This is a genomic window from Pedobacter jejuensis, assembly GCF_003725795.1.
In the GTDB taxonomy this organism is placed as follows: domain Bacteria; phylum Bacteroidota; class Bacteroidia; order Sphingobacteriales; family Sphingobacteriaceae; genus Pedobacter; species Pedobacter jejuensis.
This window is the reverse complement of the sequence record NZ_RBEE01000002.1, coordinates 212294-236091: the sequence shown is the minus strand read 5'-3', so window position 1 is coordinate 236091 and position 23798 is coordinate 212294. Positions and strand designations below refer to the sequence as shown.

Genomic DNA, 23798 nt, shown 5'->3' with positions numbered 1-23798 from the left:
GATTCAGGTTTAAATCCTGAGTCTGTTGTTTGGTAAATCCAATTAAATATTTAAACATAAAAATCATATCTTAAGGTCTTTCCTGCTTATTTTATAATCATATAATAAATTACCCTATGAACAAATTTTCTTTCTTTAGCTTGTTGCTTTTCGTTTTTTATGCTAGCCAAACATTTGCCCAGCAACTTTGGTATGCAAAACCAGCCGCTCAATGGACAGAAGCACTTCCCATTGGCAATGGTCGGTTAGGCGCAATGGTTTTTGGAGGTGTAAACGAAGAATTACTGCAACTAAACGAAGCTACACTATGGTCGGGCGGACCCGTAAAAGAGAACGTAAACCCAAATGCTTTCAGTTATTTAGCTCAGGTTAGAGAAGCCCTATTTAAAGAAGATTATGATTTGGCAAGAAAGCTCACGCAGAAAATGCAAGGTGTTTATTCTGAAAGTTTTTTGCCTTTGGGAGATTTAAAAATCGCACAAAATTTTGGTAATGTACAAGCAACTGCTTACAAACGAGATTTAGATATTCAACGTGCCGTAGCAACCACCAGTTTTGAAGTTAATGGCGTTAGTTATAAAAGAGAGGTTTTTTCAAGCGCACCAGATCAGGTTATTGTGATGAAGATTTCGGCAAGCAAACCAAAAATGCTCAACCTTTTCATTAGCACCAATTCTCAAATTCGGTTTGCTAAAAATGTACTATCTGGAAATATTTTAGCCTTAGGTGGAAGAGCGCCAGTACATGCCGATCCGGTATATGTTAACAACACCAAAGACCCAGTTCGATATGGAACAGATCAGGATTGTGCCGGAATGCCCTATGAATTACTGGTTAAAGCAATTAGTAATGATGGTGTTGTTAAATTGGATACCGCAGGAATTAGTGTTAACAATGCAACTGAAGTATTGATTTTTATTTCTGCTGCAACTGGTTTTAATGGCTTTAACAATTGCCCAAATTTAGATGCACAAAAAATTGCCAAAGAAAAGCTGGATTTAGCAACAACCAAAACTTGGAATGATTTGTTGGCTGCTCACCTCAAAGATTTTCAAAAATATTTTAATCGCGTTAGCCTGAAACTAAATGCTGGCGAAAAATCTAAATCAAATATACCTACCGATGAAAGGTTAGAAGCTTACACCAAAGGCGAAACCGATTCGGAATTAGAAGCCCTGTATTTTCAGTACGGCAGATATTTATTAATTAGCAGTTCGAGAGTTGCCGGTGTACCCGCAAATTTACAAGGCATTTGGAATAAAGAAATGCGACCACCTTGGAGTTCTAATTACACCACAAATATTAATGTGCAAATGAATTACTGGATGGCAGAAAATTGCAATCTGTCAGAAATGCACACACCACTTTTCGGTTTAATAAAAAATCTTTCTGTTACAGGAAGTAAGGTTTCAAATTCGTTTTACAAAACTAAAGGTTGGGTAACACACCATAACAGTGATATTTGGGCATTGGCAAATCCTGTGGGCGACCTTGGTTCTGGCGACCCGAAATGGGCGAACTGGCCAATGGGCGGCGATTGGCTCACCCGACATTTATGGGAACATTATGCCTTCACTCAAGATAAAGAATTCCTAGCCAAAACGGCTTATCCTCTAATGAAGGGTGCTGCTCTTTTTACATTAGATTGGCTTGTTCCAGATAAGAATGGAAATTTAGTAACCGCACCATCTTTCTCACCAGAAAATGATTTTATTTATGGTCCTAAGAAGGTTGGTCAGGTTTCCGTAGCAACCACCATGGATCTTGGAATCATAAAAGATCTTTTTGATAACCTGATTGCGGCAAGCAAAATTTTAAACATAGATAAAGCTTTTCGTGATACCTTAATTGCGAAGAAGGCTAAATTATTGCCTTACCAAATTGGCAGCAAAGGCCAATTGCAAGAGTGGAATAAGGATTATGAATCTCCGGATCCTCATCACAGACATGTTTCGCATTTGTATGCTTTGTATCCTGCAAATCAAATTTCTCCATTAAGTACGCCAAAATTATCTGATGCAGCTAAAAGAACATTAGAGTTACGTGGCGATGATGGTACAGGTTGGAGTTTAGCATGGAAAGTAAATATGTGGGCAAGGCTTTTAGATGGTGATCATGCTTATAAACTTTACCGAAACTTATTCAGAATAACCCGCGAAAACGATACAAATTATGGAGGCGGTGGCGGTATTTATCCGAATATGTTTGATGCGCATCCACCATTTCAAATTGATGGAAATTTTGGTGGAACATCTGGTCTTGCAGAAATGCTTCTTCAAAGTCAGGATGGTTATATACATCTGCTTCCTGCTTTGCCAAAAGTATGGCAAAACGGAAAAATTAATGGTTTAATAGCCCGTGGAGCCTACACTGTGGATATTGAATGGGCAAATGGAAAACTTGCAGCAACTAAAATTGTAGCTAAAAAATCTGGCATTTGTAAGGTTCTATCCGCCCAACAATTAAAAACCAATGGCGTAAAAGTTATTAAAAAATCAAAAATGGCACTTGGTTATTTATACGAATTTAATACAAAAGCAGGTCAGGTTTTGAATTTATCAGCCTTGTAAATTTCTTGCTAAATCTGCCTAAAAAAAACAAACACACAATGAAAAAACTGACTTTAACCTTCATCGCAATTGCATGCTTTTTAAAGGTATTCTCGCAAAATATTCCTTCATCAAAGGATGATAAAAAAATGGAGTGGTGGAAAGAGGCTAAATTCGGCATGTTCATCCATTGGGGCATTTATTCTGTTCCAGCCGGAGTTTATAAGGACAAGCCAGTAAAGGGTATTGGAGAGTGGATTATGAATACAGCGAAAATACCGGTAAAAGAATACCAAAGTTATGCGCCACAGTTCAATCCCGATAAATACAATCCAGAAGCCTGGGTTAAAATGGCAAAGGATGCAGGGATGAAGTACATCATCATTACATCTAAACACCATGATGGTTTTGCGATGTTTGATTCTAAAGTAACCGATTGGGATATTATGGATGCATCACCCTATAAAAAAGATATTTTAAAACCTTTGGTTGAAGCCTGTAAGAAAGCAGGAATAAAAATTGGGTTTTATTATTCTCAGGCTCAAGATTGGGTACATCCCGGTGGCGCAGCGAGCGGTGGCTCTTGGGATGAAGCTCAAAAAGGAAGTTTTGATGCGTATTTAGATAAAATATCCATCCCTCAGGTAAAAGAAATTTTATCAAACTATGGCGAACCCGATATTTTATGGTGGGATACACCCCAAAATATGACCCCGGAACGGGCCGCAAAATTCGATGCAATAGTAAAACAACATCCAAACTTAATTACCAACAATAGGTTAGGTGGTGGCTTTGATGGCGATACGGAAACACCTGAACAATTTGTTCCTTCAACAGGTTTTCCCGGCAGAAATTGGGAAGCATGTATGACCATTAATGATACCTGGGGATTTAAATCAACCGATAAAGATTGGAAAAGCGCTAAAACACTTATTCGTAACCTAACCGATGTGGTAAGTAAGGGCGGCAACTTTCTGTTAAATGTTGGTCCTGATGCTCATGGAGAAATCCCAGAGGCAAGTATAACACGCCTTGCTGAAATTGGTAACTGGCTTAAAATTAATAAAGAATCGGTGTATGGAACAACAGCTAGTCCGTTTCCTTTTCTATCTTGGGGTAGAGCAACCCGAAAACAGCAAAAACTTTACCTGCATATTTTCGATAATCCTGCCGATGGAAAATTAAAAGTTCCGATGTTGAATAAAGTTACAAAAGCTTATTTATTGAGCGATTCTACTAAACTATTGCAGACAAAAAGGATCGGTAAAAACATGGAGGTGATGTTGCCAAAGCAGCTTCCTGATACAATAAATACAGTAGTTGTTTTAGAATTTCTTGGCGAACCAAATGTAGCTCCATCTCCGGTATCAGGAAAAAAAATTACGGCATCATCTGAACAGCCAAACGCCACCGCTAAAAACCTTTTGGATGGTAACAGATTAACAAAATGGGAGGCTGTTAAAGGACAAAAAGATGCTGTTTTGGAAATCGATTTAAATACAGTTTTTGATATTTCAACGCTTATTGTTGATGAACCTTGGCACCCTTGGGAAGATAAGAAACAAGATATAACTTTAGAGTACAAACAGGGAAACAACTGGTTACCTGTGCTAAAAGTAACTACTGGTGGTATTGGTATGATTAAAAATTTTACACCAGTTAAAGCAAGGTATTTCAAGCTAACCATTCACAATCAAAATACACAACCAACACTTTTAGAATGGCAGCTTTATGGCAGCGAATAGTAGATATTTCCTAATAAAATATATAAAATGAAATTCCAATCAAAAATACTTTTCCTGCTAAGTTTTGTTTTATTTGCAGGGATAAATGCAAATGCTCAAGGTTTAACCGTTGGCAATTTGCTCTGCGAATACAAAAAACGCCCAGTTGGTGTAGATGTGCCAAAACCAATATTAAACTGGCAGATAAAAAGTAGTAAAAGAAATGTAATGCAAGGCGCCTATCGAATTTTAGTAGCTGATGATTCGCTTTTACTAGCTAAAAATACGGGTAACATTTGGGACACAAAAAAAGTAACTTCAGATGGTTCCATTCAAATTAGATACAGCGGCAAAACACTTTTGCCCGCAAAAAATTATTTCTGGAAGGTTATGGTTTGGGATAAAACCGGAGGTGTTAGTAGCTGGAGCAAAATTTCGGCATGGCAAACCGGGTTATTTGTTAAAGATGATTGGAAGAAAGCACAATGGATTGGCTACGAAAAACTCCCTGAATCAGAAATCATCGTTCCGGCTCAACCCGAACTGGGCGACTTAGGAACTAAAGGAAAAAACAACATTCTTCCTTTGTTAAGAAAAGAAGTGGTTGTAAAAAAACAGGTTAAAAAAGCCACAGTCTTTATTTCTGGCTTAGGTCATTTTGAACTTTCGTTAAATGGTACAAAAGTGGGAGACCATTTTTTAGATCCAGGATGGACAAAATATGATAAGCATGCGCAGTATGTTGCTTTCGATATCACTAAGCAAATCAAATCTGGTTCAAATGCTTTTGGGGTGATGTTAGGTAATGGATTTTATTATGTTTTATCAGAGAGGTATCGAAAATTAACTGGCGCTTTTGGTTATCCAAAAATGATTTGTAGAATCGCATTCGAATATAATGATGGTTCAACTGAAGATGTTGTAAGTGATAATTCCTGGAAAACAATCGCTGGTCCAATTACTTTTTCAAGTATTTATGGTGGCGAAGATTATGATGCAAATTTGCTTCCAATAGGATGGGATACACCGCGGTTCGACGACAAAGCCTGGAGAAATGCTGCGGTTGTTGGTGGGCCCGAAAAATTAGATGTACAGGCGCAAGAGCCTCTAAAACTATTTAATAATTTTAAAGCGGTAAAAATAACCCAGCCAAAGCCAGGTTTATGGGTTTATGATTTTGGTCAAAACGCATCTGGCATACCTTTCATAAATGTGAAAGGCTTAAAAGGTAAAACTATAAAACTCATTCCGGGTGAGTTGTTGGCAAGCGATGGAACGGTTACTCAGAATGCCATCGGTAGTCCGGTTTTCTTTAATTATACCTTAAACGGTGCCGAAACAGAAAGTTGGCAACCTAAATTTATGTATTATGGTTTCCGTTATTTGCAAATAGAAGGTGCGGTACCTGTAAATGAAAATAACGGCAATAAACTTCCAGTTGTTTTGCAAAGCAAATTAATTCATACACGAAATGCTGCACCAACAATTGGCACTTTTACCAGCTCGAACATTTTGTTTAATAAAACATTCGATTTAATTGATTGGGCTATAAAAAGCAATATGGCGAGTGTATTTACGGATTGCCCGCACCGAGAAAAATTGGGTTGGCTAGAAGAAGCACATCTTGTTGGCAGTTCTATAAGATACACCTATGATATCGCCACATTAAGTAAAAAGGTTATTTCAGATATGCGCATGTCGCAAACCGCCGATGGCTTAATTCCAGATATCGCTCCTGAATATTCACAATTTGGTGGTGGATTTAGAGATTCGCCAGAATGGGGTAGCAATGGAATTATTTTGCCTTGGTACGTTTACCAATGGTACGGCGATAAGCAAGTGCTTGAAGAAAATTACGATATGATGAGCCGATACATCAATTATTTGGGAACGAAGGCAAATAACAACATTTTAACTCACGGCTTAGGCGACTGGTATGATATCGGTCCGAAAACCCCAGGTGTATCTCAACTTACACCAAAAGGCGTTACGGCTACAGCCATATATTATTATGATTTAACCATACTTGCCAAAATTGCCCGTGCATTAGGAAAACCCGATGATGAAAAAAAATATGAAGCATTAGGACTGAAAGTAAAATCAGCTTTTAATAAAAAATTCTTCTACTCAGAAACCAATCAATATGCTACTGGAAGCCAAACTGCCAATGCAATGGCGCTGTATATGAATCTTACAGAGCCAGATAGAAAGCAAGCGGTACTGGATAATTTAATTAAAGACTTAAAGAAAAGAGATAATAGTTTAACATCAGGAGATATTGGTTACCGGTATTTGTTAAGGGCTTTGGATGATGCAGGTCGTTCGGATGTTATTTTTGATATGAATAGCCGCTCTGATGTTCCGGGATATGGGTATCAGATAGCAAGAGGAGCTACTGCACTTACTGAATCTTGGCAAGCTAACAATGATGCTTCTAACAATCATTTTATGCTTGGGCATTTAATGGAGTGGTTTTACAGCGGTTTAGCAGGAATTAGGGCAGATGAAAATGATGTAGCTTCTGGTAATATAGAAATAAGACCCGAACCTGTGGGCGATGTAACCTTTGTAAAAGCCAGCTATAATTCTCCAAGAGGATTAATTAGTGTAAATTGGAAAAAAGAGAAAGGTGTTTTTAATATTGATATTGAAATTCCGGCAAATTCCAAAGCTACCTTGTATTTACCTGCAAACGAAAGTTCAAAGGTGTTTGAAAGTGGTACATCAATAACAACAAATAAAGCAATTAAATATTCGGGCTATAAATCGGGTAAAAAAATATTTCAAGTTGGTTCGGGTAACTATCATTTTCAAATAAAATAATAGATAGAATGAAAAGGAGGACTTTATTAAAGGCTGCGGTTGGTGCAATTCCAGCTATGTATTTGCCAGGATTTCTTAAAGCGAATGATTTCCTAAATCCATTGGAAGTTGCAGGAGAATTGATGCAAAAAGGTCCTTTCAAGCCAACCTGGGATTCTTTAAGTAATTATCAGGTACCAGATTGGTATCGAGATGCTAAATTTGGTATTTGGGCACATTGGGGTCCTCAGTGCCAACCTGAACATGGTGATTGGTATGCCCGGAAAATGTATCTTGAAGGTACCGATACTTATAAATATCATGTGCAAAATTATGGTCACCCATCAAAATTTGGTTTTAAAGATGTTATAAATGAGTGGAAGGCCGATAAATGGGAACCGGAAGCTTTATTAGAAATGTACAAAAATGCCGGAGCAGAATACTTTTTCGCTCTTGCAAATCACCATGATAATTTCGATTTATACCCAAATAAATATCAACCATGGAATTCAACTAAGTTTGGTCCGAAGAAAGATTTAATTGGAGGTTGGGCAAAAGCAGCAAAAAATCACGGTTTAAAGTTTGGTGTAAGCGTTCATGCTTCTCACGCGTGGACCTGGTACGAATCTGCTCAATTCGCTGATAAAAATGGTTCTTTTGCAGGAGTTCCTTATGATGGAAATATTACTAAAGCAGATGGTGCTGGAAAATGGTGGGATGGGATGGACCCCCAAGAACTATACGCCCAGCGACATGCCTTAAGTACAAACGAAAATACAGCTTATTCAAATATTAAAATTTGGGAATGGCAAAAAGGTGTTAGTGTTCCAACAAAAGCATATTGCGATAAATTTTACAACCGAACAATTTCGTTAATTGATAAGTATGAGCCTGATTTGGTTTACTTTGATGATACCGTTTTACCTTTATGGCCAATAAGTGATGCCGGACTTAAAATAGCAGCACATTTATACAACAAGAGCATTAAGAAAAATGGAAAACTCGATGCAGTTCTTTTTGGTAAGATATTAGATGAACAGCAAAGAAAATGCATGGTTTGGGATATAGAAAGAGGGCAAAGTTATGAAATTGAACCGATTCCATGGCAAACAGATACCTGTATTGGTGATTGGCATTACGACCGAAGAATTTATGATAGGAAAGGGTATAAAAGTGCCAAAACCGTTATTCAAACATTGGTAGATGTAGTAAGTAAAAATGGAAATCTTCTTTTGAGCGTTCCTTTAAGAGGAGATGGGTCGCTCGATAGCCAAGAAACAGAGATTTTAGCGGAAATTTCTAAATGGATGGCGGTAAATAAATCTAGTGTTTTTGGAACACGACCATGGAAAATACTAGGTGAAGGTCCTGCCTTAGATAATGTTCAACCACTAAAAGCTCAAGGTTTCAATGAAGGAAAATCGAAGCCATTTTCATCGGCAGATATTCGCTTTGGACAAAAGGATAAAATAATTTTTGCTACCATACTTGGAGCGATTACATCAGATAAAGTGTTGATTAAAACCTTCTCTACAAGTAAATATTCTAATAAGGTTAAAAAAGTAACCCTTCCTGGCGATAGTAATCCTTTAAATTTTACGCATAATGAAACGGGATTGGTTATCGAAGTTCCAGAACGTTTACGTGGAGCTTATGCAACTGTTTTTCAAATAGTTTAATTCTAGAATTTTTCCAGGAGACTGTCTTATATTTCCATGGTCTGTGTCCTCACAGACCATCAGTGTACAAAGCTGAGTTCGATTATTAATTTTCCTAAAATAAGAGGATATAAATAATTAGCCTTCTCTGGATTATTGAACAATAAAAAAACGCCCGAGCAAATGTTCACTCGGGCGTTTTTCTTATTTTGTTGTATTCTTGAGACTTAACTCTTTCGGCTTCAACCTTAAGCCTTTCAACCCTCTGCCTTTCTAATGGCTTGGCGCATCAGCATTTACACGCTTAATTTGTGCACCTAAAGCACGCAAACGCGTATCAATATCTTGGTAACCTCGCTCAATTTGTTCGATATTGTAAATGGTCGATTTTCCTTCTGCAGATAAAGCAGCAATAAGCAATGAAACTCCAGCTCTGATATCAGGAGATGTCATGCTGATGCCTCGTAGTTTATATTTTTTATCAATACCATTAACCGTTGCACGATGCGGGTCGCAAAGAATAATTTGAGCGCCCATATCTATCAGTTTATCCACAAAGAATAAACGACTTTCGAACATTTTCTGGTGAATTAGTACGTTTCCTTTCGCTTGTGTAGCCACAACCAATACAATACTCAACAAATCTGGCGTAAAACCTGGCCATGGTGAATCGGCAATTGTTAAAATCGAACCATCAATAAAAGTATCAATTTCATAATGCTTTTGCGATGGGACATAAATATCGTCGCCTCTGCGCTCTAATTTAATACCCAGTTTTTTAAAAACTTCTGGTATTACACCAAGCTCATCATAGCAAACATTTTTAATTGTAATTTCTGATTCCGTCATGGCTGCCAAACCGATGAAAGAGCCAATTTCAATCATATCAGGCAGCATTCTGTGTTCTGTACCACCTAAAACTTTTACACCTTCAATGGTTAATAAATTAGAACCAATGCCAGAAATCTTAGCACCCATGCGGTTTAACATCTTACAAAGCTGTTGCAAATATGGTTCGCAGGCTGCATTGTAAATAGTAGTGGTTCCTTTAGCTAAAACAGCAGCCATTACAATATTTGCTGTACCGGTAACAGATGCCTCATCCAATAAAATATATGCACCTTTTAAATCTGTTGCATCAACATTAAAGAAAGCTTTTTTGCTATCGTAAACGAACTTCGCACCTAGTTTTTCGAAACCAATAAAGTGCGTATCTAATCTTCTTCTGCCAATTTTATCACCACCTGGTTTCGGAATCGCAGCTTTACCAAAGCGGGCCAAAAGCGGACCAACTATCATAATCGAACCACGTAAGCCACCACCTTTGGCCTTAAATGTATCAGATTCGAAGAAGTTTAAATTGATATTTTTTGCCTCGAAAGTATAAGTGTCTTTGTTGATACGCTCTACAATCACACCTAGATCGCCCAATAATTCAATCAGCTTATTTACATCCTTAATATCAGGAATATTGCTAATGGTTATTTTTTCTTTGGTAAGCAATACCGCCGATAAAATTTGCAAAGCCTCATTTTTGGCGCCCTGAGGTGTAATTTCGCCCTTTAATTTAATTCCGCCTGTTATTTCAAATGCGTTCATATTTTTAATAGTTTTTAGTATCAAGTATTTGGAATCAAGTTTTTAGTATCAAGTATCAAGATTGGATGGAAGTATAACTAAGGCTCTATTGTTTATTACCTTTCGTTTTTTACTTTCCATCATTAACTTTTAACCTTATACCTTTCGCCTTAAATCCTATACCTTCAACCTTAATATTTAGGTTTATTGTTATTATTTGGTCTGCGGTTATTGTTGTTATTATTTTGACGGTTTTTGCCGTTATTGTTGTTGTTATTCGTTCTTCCGCGGTTGTTGTTATTGTTGTTCTGACGAGGATTTTGTGCTCTAAACTCAACTTTTGCTAAGTTCACACCTTCATCAAGTGATAGCAATCCACCCGATAAATACTTCAAATCTTTAATAATAGTATCATCGCTAACGTTATCCTTATTCCAGGTAACATAAGCCATTTTCATAAAATTCGCAATCCCCTGAACCATCGATTTTTTAATTTCCGGGTTTTGCTCACCCATTGCTTTTTCAATCAAATTTTCTACCGTTTTACCGTAATGTTTGTAGGTAATTCTTTGCTGAGGATAAGGTAAAGGCTCTGGTTTTTTAAAAGCATTTTCGGGCAAAGGTTTTGGGTACGGACTTTCAACATCAATCTGATAGCCAGAAATAATGTGTAAATGGTCCCAAAGTTTATGCTTAAAATCGGCAACATCACGTAAATGTGGTTGCAAAAATCCCATTAGGTCAATCACCGCCTGGGCATATTTATTTCGCTCTTCAATGGTTGGCAATTCGCAAATATACTTCACCATATTTTGAACGTTTCGGCCATATTCCGATAAAATCAAATGGCTACGCGTAGTATTATAATCAAAATTCATGTACAGATAATTTAATGGATAAATCTTCCGGCGATACGAATTATGAAATAACCAAAAGAGATGAGGTTATGAATTCACCGAAATGTCTATTGCCGGACTTTCGTTATTTATAGTTTCAAAGATAGTTAAATTTACGATTTTAGCATTACGATTTGCGATTTTTTTGGAAACGTGTTCTGAGGAATTATTTTGATCTGTATATTAAAAAGTCTTGGTGAATTCTGTGTTTCCTTGGCAGTTTTATAAGAATGATTTTTAGGAAATGAAAGTTCAGTAATTCTTTTGATTTTTCAGTCCCGCTTTGCATTACAAGCCCAATGAAAAATTGGGGCTTTCCATTGCAATCGGGTTTATTTAACAAAGGTGAGATGCTTTTAATGCGAGTTCTGTAACCTGCGCCATATTATACTCATCGTCATTCCTTAAGTTTTAAGGTATAGGAAGGTTTAGGTAAACACAGTTTTCTGTGAATTCTGTGTTTCCGTGGCAAACTAAATAGTATGATTTTTAGGAAATGAAAGTTCAGTAATTCTTTTGGTTTTTCAGTCCCGCTTTTCATTACAAGCCCAATGAAAAATTGGGGCTTTTCATTGCAATCGGGTTTATTTAACAAAGGTGAGATGCTTTTAATGCAAGTTCTGTAACCTGCGCCATATTATGCTCATCGTCATTCCCTAAGTTTAAGGTATGGGAGGTTTAGGCAAACAAGTTTTCCGCGAATTCTGTGTTTCCGTGGCAATTTTATAAGAATGCTTTTTTTGTAAGCAGTATTATATTATACCCATCGTCATTTCCTACGTTTAAGGTATGAGAAGGCTCAGGGAAACATAGTTTTCTGTGAATTCTGTGTTTCCGTGGCAAACTAAATAGTATGATTTTTAGTAAACCTTTTGCGTTAAAAACCCTTCCTTAAATTCTGCGTTTCCGTGGTAAAAAATCTAAATTTCATCGCTATTCTTCGGGTAATCAAAAAATACCAATTCACCAGTTCCTTTGCTCACCATTTCCCATGAATCAAATGGAAATGAAATCAATACCATCCCAGCAGTAGGAATATTATAAATATCAGCATCGCTCAAATCATTAGCTAAATCAGTAAAGCCAGGATTATGTCCAAACATTATTACTGTATCGGCTGCATCATCTAAACCATTTACAACTTTCAAAAGGGTAGAAGAATTGGCCTCATAGATAGATTCTTCGTAATGGATTTCATCGATTTTAAATGCCTCCGCGAAAAACTTCGCTGTAGATTTTGCCCGCTTCGCCGGACTGCTCACCATCAAATCGAATTTGAAACCTTTTGTTAACAAGCGCTCTGCCATTTCTGGGGCATTTTCTTTGCCGCGTTTGTTTAGCGGTCTATCAAAATCTTTTAAATCTATATTTCCCCAATCCGATTTTCCGTGTCGAACCAAAAGTAATTGCTTAGCCATTTAGTTTTGCTTTAATTTTATTTACAATCGTTTCAGGATTAATCAAATCCATACAACTTTCAACACTACAAATGCAGGCTTTGTTTCCATAAATTGAATTTGGTCTAACCGGATTATCAATTTGAATGCAATCACTTTCCAACTGCCCATACCCTAAAAAGCCAGCGTAAGGATGTGTTGGTCCCCAAACAGAAACCACAGGGATACCAACCAACGATGCAATGTGCATACCCGAAGAATCCATACTGAGCATTAAATCTAGGTTTGAAATTATCGCCAGTTCTTCTGATAGGTTAAAATTGCCAATTAAATTATAAGTGTTTTGATATTGATTAGCCCAATTTTCTGCAGTTTGCTGTTCCGTTTTTCCTCCACCAAAAATAAAAAGTTCATAACCAGATTTAGAAAGTTCGGCAATCACCTGTTGCATTTTATCCAATGGATAAACCTTAAAAATATGTTGTGCGAAAGGGGAGATGCCTACTTTCTTTTTGGTATCATCACGAAATAAATCTTTAGCGCTCGAAGGTATTTCTTTTGGTTTAGAAACTAATTGGTGAGACAAATTAATATCAAAGCCAAGCGCTCGAAAAACATCAGCATAGCGTTCTACGGTTGGCTTTAAAGGTTTAAAAATTTTATTTTTCGAGCGGGTTAAAGCTTTTTTCTCAACTCTGCCTTTATCAATACGTCTAATTTTAATTCCCGATAATCGGAAGAAAGTCGAAATTACCCGACTCCTTAAATTATCGTGTAAATCTGCAATTGCAGTAGGTTTGTATTTTTTTATCTCCTTAAAAAGTTGATATAACCCTCCAATTCCTTTATGGATGGTTTTGGGTTCAATTGCATGAAAATTCAAGTTCGGAATACCATCGAAAAACGGGTTAAACGCCTCACGACTAACCATAACCATCTCTACGGATGGGTTTTGTTCAGAAAATTCTTTTAATACAGAGGCAACCATTGCCACATCGCCCATAGCCGAAAAACGTAAAACGATGATTTTTTCTTTTGACATGGTTTTAAGCTTTGGTCTTGTTGCTTTTACGCTTTGTTATATAACACCGGGTTTAAACTCGGGTCGTTATACATTTTCATTTGTTTATACACTTTCATGTATTTCTTACCAGCTTCGATATCAGCGATTAACTCATCAATACTCTGAGATAAATCATCACGTTGCGCTAACAATACATTCAATTTAGCCTGGCACTGCTCACGGTGTTCGGCAGTTGCCGTTTCACGTTCAGCCTCTTCTTTCATGTGGTAAATTTTCAAGGCTAAAATAGATAGTCTGTCGAGCGCCCAAGCCGGACTTTCAGTATTAATTTTAGCATCTGGCAATGCCTTTATGTTTTTGTAAAGGTTTAAGAAATAGCCATCAATAAACTCTACCATATCCGTACGAACCTGGTTTTGAGCGTCAATACGCCTTTTCCAACTTAATCCTTCAGCAGCATCAATTTGCGGATTGCGAACAACGTCTTCCATATGCCACTGTGCAGTATCAATCCAGTTTTTAACGTAAAAAAGATGCTCAAGCGTTTCCGCATCGTATGGGTTTTTAACAGGATAGTCTATATCATCAAACTTATGGTAATCTGCAATTACTTGATTAAATATGCGGTTGGCAATTTCACTTATCATGGGAGCAAAGTTAGGTTTTTTTACCACAGATTTTCACAGATGAACACAGATTTGGATGTCAAATTAAACATGTGGCAGTCAGTTGGTACCTGATTAAATATGCGGTTAGGGATCTAGTTAGGTTTTTTTACCACAGATTTTCACAGATGAACACAGATTTGGGTGATTAAATATGCGGTTAGGGATATAGTTAGGTTTTTTTACCACAGATCTTCGCAGATGAACACAGATTTGGGCTGCCTAAATAATGTTGTCAAAAACTTATCTGTGTTTATCCTATCTATCTGTGGTTAATTTTTGTAAGAGGGTTTATTTCGTATTCTCTTTTGTTCCGTGGCTTAATACTTTAGGGTTTCTTACTATTAAAATACTCGGTTATACCCTCCAACGAAAAAGCATTTAAACATTTATCAGCGCTTAAGCCACCTTTACGAGCCACTAAAATACCGTATTTCATATCATGGAAGCCCTCAGTTCGATGCGCATCAGGATTTACAGATAGTAAAACGCCTTTTTCAAGTGCGTAACGATGCCAGCGCCAATCTAAATCCAAACGTAAAGGATTTGCATTGATTTCTATAACCACGTTATTTGCGGCACAAGCATCAATAATTTTTTTATAATCTATCGGATAGCCAGCTCTACTCAATAACAACCGACCAGTTGGATGACCCAAAATTGTAGTATATGGATTCTCGATAGCTTTTAATAAACGAGCAGTTGCTTTAGCCTCATCCATGCGTAAATTGCTGTGCACAGATGCTACTACGAAATCGAAAGTTTTTAAAATATCATCTGAATAATCTAATGAACCATCACTTAAAATATCGCTTTCAATGCCTTTAAAAATTTTGAATGGAGTTAGTTTTTTATTCAATTCATCAATTTCCTGGTGCTGACCATAAACCCGTTGTTCATTTAAACCCTTAGCATAAACAGCCGTTTTAGAGTGATCGCAAATGCCCAAATACTGCATGTTTAATATTTCCTTGCAATAAACAGCCATTTGTTCTAGGGTATGCACACCATCGCTCCAGGTAGAATGATTGTGTAAACTCCCTTTTAAATCATCGTAAGTAATTAATTTTGGTAGATTATTATTTTTGGCCAGTTCAATTTCATCGAAGTCTTCTCTAAGTTCGGGCGCAATAAAGGTCAATCCAGCTTTGCTGTAAATTTCTTCTTCATTTGCAAAAGGTCCATTTCCGGCCAGTCTTAATACTTTTTCAACATGTTCTGCATTTCCGGTTTGCTTAAACTGTTCCAGGTAGAAATCGGCTTTTTCTACCACAAAAATCTTAATTCTTAAACCGGTTTCAGTTGTTGCAATGAATGCTTCTTCACCTCGAATGAGTGAAAGTGGCTCGAACAACTCCAAATTTGTTTGTACTTTTTCAATGTTTTCGGCACCAATTACAAATTCCAATTCATCAATGATTTCGCAAGCACGGCGATACTGCCCTGTCAAACCTAGTAAAGAATCTTTATCAACTTCTATCAACCATTTGGAAATTTCATCAAATAATGCCTCTGCAAAACCTTCTACTTGTGCGTACAAAAATCGGCCATTTGCAGCCAATTTAAATTCGATGGCTTTTTTTATTTCTTCCTGTGTTTTTAAACCAAAACCTTTGGCCTCAATCAAGCGGTTTTCGTTACAGGCGTAATATAGTTCGCCAATACTTTCAATGTTTAAATCTCTCCAAATAATCAGAATTTTTTTTGGTCCGATACCTTTAATACCAAGCATTTCAATAATGCCTTCAGGCGTTTGCTGAATGATATCATTGAGCTCTTTAAGTGCTCCGGTTTGCAGTAACTCGATTATTTTTGCAGCCAAACCTTTACCAATACCGTCTATTTTATCAATATCCTCGATGGGTTTATCTTTCAATGCAAATGGCAATTTATCTACTTTAAAATAAGCATTTGCAATCGATTTAATTTTAAAAGGATTTTCCTCATGCAATTCCATTAACTGCGATAAAAGGCGTAAAGTACGGGCGATGGTTTTATTCTCCATATGCTGTAAAATTAGGAAACAAGATGTGGTTTGAAGAATGAAATAGGTAAAGATGTAAAATGGAAAATGTAAGATGGGGAATGGAAAATGGAAAATGTAAGATGGAAAATGTTAAATGGAAATGCAAGATGGACGATGGTTTGATTCCATTTCCCATCTTACATTTTCCATAAAAACCTATTTAATAACGGCTTCAAAAGGCATTCTTGCCTGGATACCAGAATTTGCAATAACTTTTTTCATTTGCTTATACAGCATGTAGTTATCACCAAGTTCTTGTTTTGTGTAGTAAGTTTTAATCTTATCAGTGCTTTCTTCTAAAAGAGATTTTAAAGGGTCGATTACATCAGGATATTCTACAACTTTATATTCTTTTACTTTGGCTTTTTTAGCAGCAGCGTTAATGGCGTCGTTAAAACTTCCTATTCTATCTGCTAAACCAATTTGTACGGCATCGGTTCCAATCCACACATGTCCACCACCAATGCTATCAATATATGCTTTACTCTTTTTTCTGCCGTCGGCTACACGCGTAATAAAACCGTTGTAAATTCTGTTTAACTCATTTTGGATGATGAATCTTTCTCCAGCAGTCATTGGGCGATTGGTTGCCATAATATCTGCATATTTACCTGTTTTAACACCATCGAAAGTGATACCAAGTTTATTGGTCATTAAGTTTTGGAAGTTTGGAATGATGCCAAAAACGCCAATTGAGCCGGTTATGGTATTCGGCTGAACGAAAATACTATCAGCAGCACAACCAATATAATAACCGCCAGAAGCGGCAACGTCTCCAAATGATGCGATAACAGGTTTTTCTTTCTTGGTTAAAACAATCTCCCTCCAAATCACATCCGAAGCTAAAGCGCTACCGCCCGGAGAATTTACACGGAGTACGATTGCTTTAATATCATCGTCCAAGCGGGCTTTGCGGATTGCTCTAGAAATTCTTTCAGAACCAATTTGGTTATCAGAACCTTCGCCGCCGGTTATTTCACCATTTGCGTAAATAATTGCAATTTTATCTTTCTCTGAACCCGTTGAGCCATTATTTTTTGCGTAATCGTTTATCGATACAGAACTGATAGTTTGCTTTTTAGTTTTACCCGAGAGCGCTTTCAATTCTTCTAGGATTTCGTCTTTGTATTTCAAACCATCAATCATTTTGAAGCCAACAGCGTCTTTCGGTTCTCTGATTTTATAATTATCAGCGATGCTGTAAAGGCTATCCTTTTGAATGTCTCTGCTTTGCGCAATATCGGTAAGAAAAGTATTGTATAATCCACCCACGTATGCGGTAACTTGTTTGCGATTATAATCGCTCATTTTATCAAGGATGTAAGGTTCTACAGCACTTTTGTAATTGCCTACCCGAATAACCTGCATTTCTACACCAACTTTTTCAAGTGTTCCTTTAAAAAAAGTTAATTCAGAACTAAAGCCTTTAAACTCTAAAGCACCTTCAGGATTTAAATATAATTTATCAGCCACTGAAGCCAGGTAATAAGCACCTTGCGTATAAACTTCGCTGTAAGCTAAAATTTTCTTATGTGATTTTTTAAAATCAATTAACGCGTTTCTAACTTCTCGCATGGTTGCAAAACCTGCATTCGGACTGCTCACATTTAAATAGATACATTTTATGTTATCATCATTTTTTGCTCTTTTGATAGATTTTAATAGGTCATTTAGGCCAATTCCATCTCTTTCCTCGCCGCCAACAATTGGTAAATTACCAAATGGATTTTTAGGGGTGCGCTCGGTTATGGCTTGGTCTAGGTTTAAAAATAAAACCGAATTATCGCCAACGGAAACCATTTTATCATCATCGATTGATGAAATGGCAGCAGCAATAATAACAAAGCAGATGAAAAATACAATAATGATTGATAGGAAAAACCCTAACATTGAGGCAAATAGATACTTAAAAAATTCTCTCATTTAAATGTTTTAATTTTGTGCAGTAAAGATATAAAAAATACAAAGGCTAAATATGGCATTAGAGTACACAATTGCTTATTTGTTACTAGGTGGAAACTTAGGCGACAGACCTAAAAACTTACAACTTGCAATTGAACTACTGGAGCAAGAAGCAGGAGAAGTGTTGTCGGTATCATCTATCTACGAAACAGCGGCTTGGGGAAAGGAGGATCAACCCGATTTTTTGAATCAGGCTGTAAAAATAAGTACAAAATTTGATGCTTTGGAGCTCTTAAATAAGGCTTTAGAAATTGAACTTAAATTAGGTAGAATTAGAAAAGAAAAATGGGGTGAGCGGTTGATAGATATCGATTTAATTTTATTTGGCAACGATATTATTAACATAGAAGGGAAGCTTCAAATTCCTCATCCACAAATGCAAAATAGGGGCTTTGTTATGAAGCCTTTAGCAGAAATCGCTCCTAATGTGAAACATCCGGTTTTGGGAAAAACTATTCTAGAGATTGCCGAAAATATTTTAGATGATTTGGAGGTAAATAAATTGTAAATGGTTATATTTATTTATGCAAGATAACAGAGATAATCATCCCTTAGATTTATCCTATCTTAAAGAAATGGTTGGTCATGATCCTGAATTTATGATCGAAGTTTTAGAAACCTTCATTGAGCAAACACCTTTTTACATGGCAGAACTTGATGATGCTTTACTGGCTAAAGACTTAAAGAAGGTAGCAAATTGTGCCCATAAAATAAAACCGACTTTTTGTTATGTAGGTAGAAATGATGTTAAAGAATTTGTTCAATCGCTAGAAAATGATGCGAAAAATGATGTAAACATAGATTTATTAACGGAAAAAGTTAATGAATTGCATTTGCTTTTAGATAAAGTTTATGTTCAAATACAAGATGCAATAACAGCCGTTAGGCTTCAATATAATATTGGCTAAATTTGTTTTAACGGATTGCTTTCACCTCTGAAATGCAAAATTGATAAAGCAATATAAATTACCAGCACAAATGGTATTGCGGCGAATTGTAAAACGGCTATTAAAATTGCCGATAGAATTAAAAATATGAATTTGATTTTATTTTTCGCCCAGCTTAAATTGCTAAATTTTAGAGAAAATATTTTTATTTCGCTTACCAATAAGAAGGATGTTATGGCCGTTGTGGCTAGTAATAAAATGGTAGAGCCAATTATCTGCGGATAATCTACAGCAATGAAAGGTAACGAGCAGATGAACAGTGTATTCATCGGTGTGTTTAAACCAATAAAATCTTCAGTTTGCCTTTCATCATTATTAAATTTAGCCAAGCGCAAAGCCGAAAAAACCGTTATAAAAAAACCTAAGTAGGGAAGATATTCAGAAGAATAATCGCTTACTTTTAAGAGTTGAAACATGATTACGCCTGGTAAAAATCCAAAACTTACCATATCGGCTAAAGAATCTAAATCCTTGCCAATTGCAGATTTTACATTCAATAAACGGGCAACCATTCCATCAAAAAAATCAAAAACGCCCGAAAGAATTACAAAGTATGCAGCAGTTTGTAAATCGCCTTTAAATGCGAAAACGATTCCAATACAACCAGAAAATAGATTTGCACAGGTAATCGCATTAGGGATATGCCTTTTCATATAATGGAAAATGGGAGATGGAAAATGGGAGATGGAAGGGATACCCTAACCATTTGCCATCTTCCATCTTACCTATTATTAGCTGTTCATTGAAATTAAAAACTCTTCGTTGCTTTTGGTACCTTTTATTTGTGCTTGTACAAATTCCATAGCTTCCTGGCTGTTCATATCTGCAAGGTGGTTACGCAAAATCCAAACACGTTGTAGCGTATCTCTATCCAATAATAAATCATCGCGACGTGTACTTGATGCAGTAATATCAATAGCAGGGAAAATACGTTTGTTAGATAATTTACGATCCAACTGTAATTCCATATTACCGGTACCTTTAAATTCTTCAAAGATAACTTCATCCATTTTAGAACCTGTATCGGTTAAAGCTGTTGCAAGTATTGTTAAAGAGCCTCCATTTTCGATGTTACGAGCTGCACCAAAGAAACGCTTAGGTTTATGTAAAGCATTAGCATCAACACCACCCGATAATATTTTACCTGATGCCGGAGCCGTTGTGTTATATGCCCTTGCCAAGCGTGTAATTGAATCTAAAAGGATAACTACATCGTGTCCGCTTTCTACCAAACGTTTAGATTTTTCTAAAACAATATTGGCAATTTTTACGTGGCGTTCTGCAGGTTCATCAAAAGTAGAAGCAATAACCTCAGCCCTTACACTCCTTGCCATATCGGTAACCTCTTCTGGTCGCTCATCAATTAAAAGGATAATTAAATAAACTTCTGGATGGTTTTTAGCAATCGCATTAGCCACTTCTTTCAGTAAATTGGTTTTACCTGTTTTCGGTTGTGCCACAATTAAACCACGCTGACCTTTACCAATTGGCGTAAACAAATCCATTATACGGGTAGAATAATTGTTATTATCCGTAAATAAATTTAATTTTTCTGTTGGGAAAAGTGGCGTTAAATAATCAAATGGAACACGGTCGCGAACTTCTGCCGGCACTCTGCCGTTAATCGTTTCTACACGAACTAGAGGAAAATATTTTTCGCCTTCTTTTGGTGGGCGAATGCTACCTTTCACAGTATCGCCGGTTTTTAAACCAAAAAGTTTTATTTGTGATTGTGATACATAAATATCATCAGGAGAAGTTAAATAATTGTAATCTGCAGAGCGAAGGAAGCCATAACCATCTGGCATAATTTCTAAAACACCTTCGTTTGTAATAACGTTATCAAAATCTAAATTTGAATAACTGTTTTCATTTTTATGATGATTTCCGCCGCCTGGCTGTTTTGGCTGGCGATTATCGTCTCTTTGTGTTTTCTCTCTTTGTTCTAATCGTTGCTTAGGTGCGGCAACTACTGGTTCTGCACTTTCTTCAATTAAAGCTGATATTGGTTTGCTACTACCTTCTTCTGATTCAATAATCCGGTCTGGTTGCGTTTCAGTTTGCTGTTGGTGCTGAGGTTCATCAAAAAGCGTTACAGATTCTTTTCTTCTCGCAACTGGAGCCGCAACTTCATCTTTTGATAGTCGAGCTCTTTTTTTTGCAGGTTTTTCAGCAGTAACAGTTTCAGTAGCCTGAGCATTTACTTTGGGTGCTTTTTCTGATTTAGACGCTTTTACTTTTGCTACTGGTGCTGCTTCAACTTCAGCTGTTGCTGCTTCACTGTAAGGATCAGCACCTGATTTTGCAGCATTAATAATTTCTTGCTGATGTAATAGCACTTCAACAAGGTCAATTTTTCTTAGAGAATCGGCAGCTTCAATGCCATAGGTTTTCGCAAGCTCACGTAATTCTGATGTGAGCTTATCATTTAATTCTGTTTTACTGAACATTCTAAATATATATGTTTCAAGAAATTTTTAAATTTTTTATAACGGATGTTTCCCTGCTATAAATCTGCAAAGGCTATATTGTTAGTCGAAGCCCAGCTTTGTTGTATATAAATTCTAACGGTTATAAAACTAAACTGAGTTTGATTTTAATACTCAAAATGTAATATAATTGTTTTAGTGCTGAATAAAAACGATTAATCGTTTTCAAAAAAATGGTAACAAAAAACAAGTCTTGATAGATTTTTCTGGGATATTCAGATAAACGGTTGAGAAATTATGGTGCAATTGTATGTATTTGAAACGTAAACTGCAAGCAAATGTTTAAATTGTTTATAAAAATATTTAGTAACCTTATTTTTTTATCACTCTAAAAATTTAAAAAACCTCATATTTGCAGCAAATAAGGCATTATATGACTAAGCAACAACTTTTCGAGCAGATACAAAAAAAACGTTCATTTTTATGCGTTGGGCTAGATTCTTCATTAAATAAAATCCCTAAACATTTACTAAAGTACGAAAATCCAATTTTGGAATTCAATAAACAAATTATTGATGCAACAAAAGATTTATGTGTAGCTTATAAACCAAACACAGCTTTTTACGAATGCTATGGAAAAAAAGGTTGGGAAACTTTAACCGAAACCTGGAAGTATATTCCTAAAGATATTTTTAGCATTGCTGATGCAAAACGAGGAGATATTGGAAATACCTCGGCAATGTATGCAGAAACTTTTTTTAATCAGCAATCATCAGACATGAGTTTCGATTCGGTTACGGTTGCTCCCTACATGGGAAGCGATTCGGTAACACCATTCTTAAGTTTTGAAAACAAATGGGTAATTCTACTTGCTTTAACTTCAAATGCTGGTCATGCCGATTTTCAACTGAAAGAAATAGGAGGTGAAAGGCTTTTCGAAAAAGTATTGAAAACCTCACAACAATGGGCAACGGACGAACAAATGATGTATGTTGTTGGCGCCACTCGTGGTGCTGCCTTTGCCGATGTACGTAAATTAGTGCCAAATCATTTTCTGTTAGTACCAGGCGTTGGTGCGCAAGGTGGCGATTTACATGAGGTTTGTAAATATGGTTTGAACTCGCAATGTGGTTTATTAATTAATTCTTCCAGGGGAATTATTTACGCAGGCAATGGCGAAGATTTCGCTGAAAAAGCGAGGGAAGAGGCTTTGAAACTGCAACGAGAAATGGAGCAGATACTAGTATCTGCTAAATTAACCACAGATAAACAGGATAAACACTGATTTTATCAATTTTTAGAATAATGAGATTTAGATTGAAAATCTTTGATTCAAATAGCACAAATAAGTCAACCACAGATAAACAGGATAAACAATGATTTTATCAATTTTTAAAATAATGAGATTTAGATTGAAAATCTTAGATTTAAATAGCACAAATAAGTCAACCACGGATAAACAGGATAAACACTGATTTTATCAATTTTAAAATAATAAGATTTAGATTAACAATCTTTGATTCAAATGCACAAATAAATTAACCACAGATAGGCAGGATAAATACTGATTTTATCAATTTTTTAAATAATGAGATTTAGACTGAAAATCTTGGATTTAAATAGCACAAATAGGTTATGATTTATCAAGATGAGATTACAGAAAAAATAATTGGTGCAGCATATAAAGTATCAAATACTCTTGTTTGTGGCTTTCTAGAGAAGGTTTACGAAAATGCTCTCTATATAGAAATAAAAAAAAGTGGATTATCAGTAACTAAACAACATGCACTTCAAGTCTTTTACGATGACGAAGTTGTAGGAGATTATTTTGTCGACTTATATGTACAAAATGAAATTATTGTTGAATTGAAAACAGTTTCTATGCTTACAGAAATTCATCAGGCTCAACTAATGAACTATCTAATTGCTTGTAACAAGAAATGTGGTTTGATATTAAATTTTGGTAAGCCCAGAATTGAAATTAAAAGAATGATTAATGGGTATTAAAATAAAAATTTATCCAAATTATTTCTACTATTAATTAATCAATATTAATCCATGGTCGCAGTAGCTAAATATCAGTGTTTATCTGTGTTCATCTGTGGTTAAATACAAACACCAATTATGAAACTCAAAACAGA

General features: G+C 36.1%; 17 protein-coding genes. 8 read left to right on the top strand and 9 right to left on the bottom strand.

Annotation, left to right across the window (positions count from 1 at the left end; all coding sequences use genetic code 11):
- Nucleotides 1-116: 116 nt before the first annotated feature.
- From D7004_RS01670 to D7004_RS01655, 4 genes are read left to right on the top strand one after another with little or no spacing between them, the layout of a single operon-like run.
- A complete protein-coding gene (locus tag D7004_RS01670) occupies nt 117-2570 on the top strand; it encodes a glycoside hydrolase family 95 protein (RefSeq protein ID WP_123204135.1) in 2454 nt (817 codons plus the stop codon).
- A gap of 38 nt (nt 2571-2608) precedes the next feature.
- Nucleotides 2609-4294, top strand: coding sequence for an alpha-L-fucosidase (locus D7004_RS01665; protein WP_123204134.1), 1686 nt, complete (start codon nt 2609-2611; stop codon nt 4292-4294).
- 27 nt (nt 4295-4321) lie between these two features.
- On the top strand, nt 4322-7096 hold the full coding sequence (locus D7004_RS01660; RefSeq protein WP_123204133.1) for an alpha-L-rhamnosidase: 2775 nt from the start codon (nt 4322-4324) through the stop codon (nt 7094-7096).
- 8 nt (nt 7097-7104) lie between these two features.
- Complete coding sequence (locus tag D7004_RS01655; RefSeq protein WP_123204132.1) at nt 7105-8754, top strand: alpha-L-fucosidase; 1650 nt, start codon at nt 7105-7107, stop codon at nt 8752-8754.
- A gap of 252 nt (nt 8755-9006) precedes the next feature.
- On the opposite strand, the gene murA is transcribed toward D7004_RS01655, so the two are convergent.
- The 7 genes from murA to sppA all read right to left on the bottom strand — a co-directional run bounded on the left by murA (nt 9007) and on the right by sppA (nt 18242).
- The gene (gene murA, locus D7004_RS01650) at nt 9007-10332 is read right to left on the bottom strand and encodes a UDP-N-acetylglucosamine 1-carboxyvinyltransferase (RefSeq protein WP_123204131.1); all 1326 of its coding nucleotides are present in this window, start codon (nt 10330-10332) and stop codon (nt 9007-9009) included.
- A gap of 170 nt (nt 10333-10502) precedes the next feature.
- The gene (locus D7004_RS01645; RefSeq protein WP_123204130.1) at nt 10503-11189 is read right to left on the bottom strand and encodes a DUF4290 domain-containing protein; all 687 of its coding nucleotides are present in this window, start codon (nt 11187-11189) and stop codon (nt 10503-10505) included.
- Nucleotides 11190-12127: 938 nt separating this feature from the next.
- Nucleotides 12128-12625: a SixA phosphatase family protein gene (locus D7004_RS01640; protein WP_123204129.1), complete on the bottom strand. Its 498-nt coding sequence runs from the start codon at nt 12623-12625 to the stop codon at nt 12128-12130.
- Nucleotides 12618-13646 carry a glycosyltransferase family 9 protein gene (locus D7004_RS01635; protein WP_123204128.1) on the bottom strand — a complete coding sequence of 343 codons (1029 nt, stop codon included), beginning with the start codon at nt 13644-13646 and terminating at the stop codon, nt 12618-12620. The genes D7004_RS01640 and D7004_RS01635 overlap by 8 nt, the downstream gene beginning before the upstream one ends.
- 26 nt (nt 13647-13672) lie before the next feature.
- Nucleotides 13673-14275, bottom strand: a complete 603-nt coding sequence (locus tag D7004_RS01630) for a DUF4254 domain-containing protein (protein ID WP_123204127.1) — start codon at nt 14273-14275, stop codon at nt 13673-13675.
- Nucleotides 14276-14621: 346 nt separating this feature from the next.
- Nucleotides 14622-16298, bottom strand: a complete 1677-nt coding sequence (locus D7004_RS01625) for a helix-hairpin-helix domain-containing protein (RefSeq protein WP_123204126.1) — start codon at nt 16296-16298, stop codon at nt 14622-14624.
- Nucleotides 16299-16475: 177 nt separating this feature from the next.
- Nucleotides 16476-18242, bottom strand: coding sequence for a signal peptide peptidase SppA (sppA, locus tag D7004_RS01620; RefSeq protein ID WP_123204125.1), 1767 nt, complete (start codon nt 18240-18242; stop codon nt 16476-16478).
- A gap of 52 nt (nt 18243-18294) precedes the next feature.
- Between sppA and folK the strand changes: the two genes are divergently transcribed.
- Nucleotides 18295-18789, top strand: a complete 495-nt coding sequence (folK, locus tag D7004_RS01615; protein WP_123204124.1) for a 2-amino-4-hydroxy-6-hydroxymethyldihydropteridine diphosphokinase — start codon at nt 18295-18297, stop codon at nt 18787-18789.
- Nucleotides 18790-18805: 16 nt separating this feature from the next.
- Complete coding sequence (locus tag D7004_RS01610) at nt 18806-19189, top strand: Hpt domain-containing protein (RefSeq protein WP_123204123.1); 384 nt, start codon at nt 18806-18808, stop codon at nt 19187-19189.
- On the opposite strand, the gene pssA is transcribed toward D7004_RS01610, so the two are convergent.
- Both pssA and rho read right to left on the bottom strand, forming a co-directional pair.
- Nucleotides 19186-19881 (bottom strand): CDP-diacylglycerol--serine O-phosphatidyltransferase, encoded by a 696-nt coding sequence (gene pssA, locus D7004_RS01605; protein ID WP_123204122.1) that lies wholly within the window; start codon nt 19879-19881, stop codon nt 19186-19188. The two genes, D7004_RS01610 and pssA, sit on opposite strands and share 4 nt — an antisense overlap.
- 78 nt (nt 19882-19959) lie before the next feature.
- Nucleotides 19960-21678 (bottom strand): transcription termination factor Rho, encoded by a 1719-nt coding sequence (rho, locus tag D7004_RS01600; RefSeq protein ID WP_123204121.1) that lies wholly within the window; start codon nt 21676-21678, stop codon nt 19960-19962.
- 412 nt (nt 21679-22090) lie between these two features.
- Between rho and pyrF the strand changes: the two genes are divergently transcribed.
- Together pyrF and D7004_RS01590 are read left to right on the top strand one after the other, a co-directional pair.
- Complete coding sequence (gene pyrF / locus D7004_RS01595) at nt 22091-22942, top strand: orotidine-5'-phosphate decarboxylase (protein ID WP_123204120.1); 852 nt, start codon at nt 22091-22093, stop codon at nt 22940-22942.
- 350 nt (nt 22943-23292) lie between these two features.
- On the top strand, nt 23293-23664 hold the full coding sequence (locus D7004_RS01590; protein WP_208646772.1) for a GxxExxY protein: 372 nt from the start codon (nt 23293-23295) through the stop codon (nt 23662-23664).
- Nucleotides 23665-23798 lie beyond the last annotated feature (134 nt).

Bases quoted from the DNA above. Each gene is read 5' to 3' on its own strand.
- D7004_RS01670 (WP_123204135.1), top strand. From the start codon at position 117: ATGAACAAATTTTCTTTCTTTAGCTTGTTGCTTTTCGTTTTTTATGCT.
- D7004_RS01665 (WP_123204134.1), top strand. From the start codon at position 2,609: ATGAAAAAACTGACTTTAACCTTCATCGCAATTGCATGCTTTTTAAAG.
- D7004_RS01660 (WP_123204133.1), top strand. From the start codon at position 4,322: ATGAAATTCCAATCAAAAATACTTTTCCTGCTAAGTTTTGTTTTATTT.
- D7004_RS01655 (WP_123204132.1), top strand. From the start codon at position 7,105: ATGAAAAGGAGGACTTTATTAAAGGCTGCGGTTGGTGCAATTCCAGCT.
- murA (WP_123204131.1), bottom strand. From the start codon at position 10,332: ATGAACGCATTTGAAATAACAGGCGGAATTAAATTAAAGGGCGAAATT.
- D7004_RS01645 (WP_123204130.1), bottom strand. From the start codon at position 11,189: ATGAATTTTGATTATAATACTACGCGTAGCCATTTGATTTTATCGGAA.
- D7004_RS01640 (WP_123204129.1), bottom strand. From the start codon at position 12,625: ATGGCTAAGCAATTACTTTTGGTTCGACACGGAAAATCGGATTGGGGA.
- D7004_RS01635 (WP_123204128.1), bottom strand. From the start codon at position 13,646: ATGTCAAAAGAAAAAATCATCGTTTTACGTTTTTCGGCTATGGGCGAT.
- D7004_RS01630 (WP_123204127.1), bottom strand. From the start codon at position 14,275: ATGATAAGTGAAATTGCCAACCGCATATTTAATCAAGTAATTGCAGAT.
- D7004_RS01625 (WP_123204126.1), bottom strand. From the start codon at position 16,298: ATGGAGAATAAAACCATCGCCCGTACTTTACGCCTTTTATCGCAGTTA.
- sppA (WP_123204125.1), bottom strand. From the start codon at position 18,242: ATGAGAGAATTTTTTAAGTATCTATTTGCCTCAATGTTAGGGTTTTTC.
- folK (WP_123204124.1), top strand. From the start codon at position 18,295: ATGGCATTAGAGTACACAATTGCTTATTTGTTACTAGGTGGAAACTTA.
- D7004_RS01610 (WP_123204123.1), top strand. From the start codon at position 18,806: ATGCAAGATAACAGAGATAATCATCCCTTAGATTTATCCTATCTTAAA.
- pssA (WP_123204122.1), bottom strand. From the start codon at position 19,881: ATGAAAAGGCATATCCCTAATGCGATTACCTGTGCAAATCTATTTTCT.
- rho (WP_123204121.1), bottom strand. From the start codon at position 21,678: ATGTTCAGTAAAACAGAATTAAATGATAAGCTCACATCAGAATTACGT.
- pyrF (WP_123204120.1), top strand. From the start codon at position 22,091: ATGACTAAGCAACAACTTTTCGAGCAGATACAAAAAAAACGTTCATTT.
- D7004_RS01590 (WP_208646772.1), top strand. From the start codon at position 23,293: ATGATTTATCAAGATGAGATTACAGAAAAAATAATTGGTGCAGCATAT.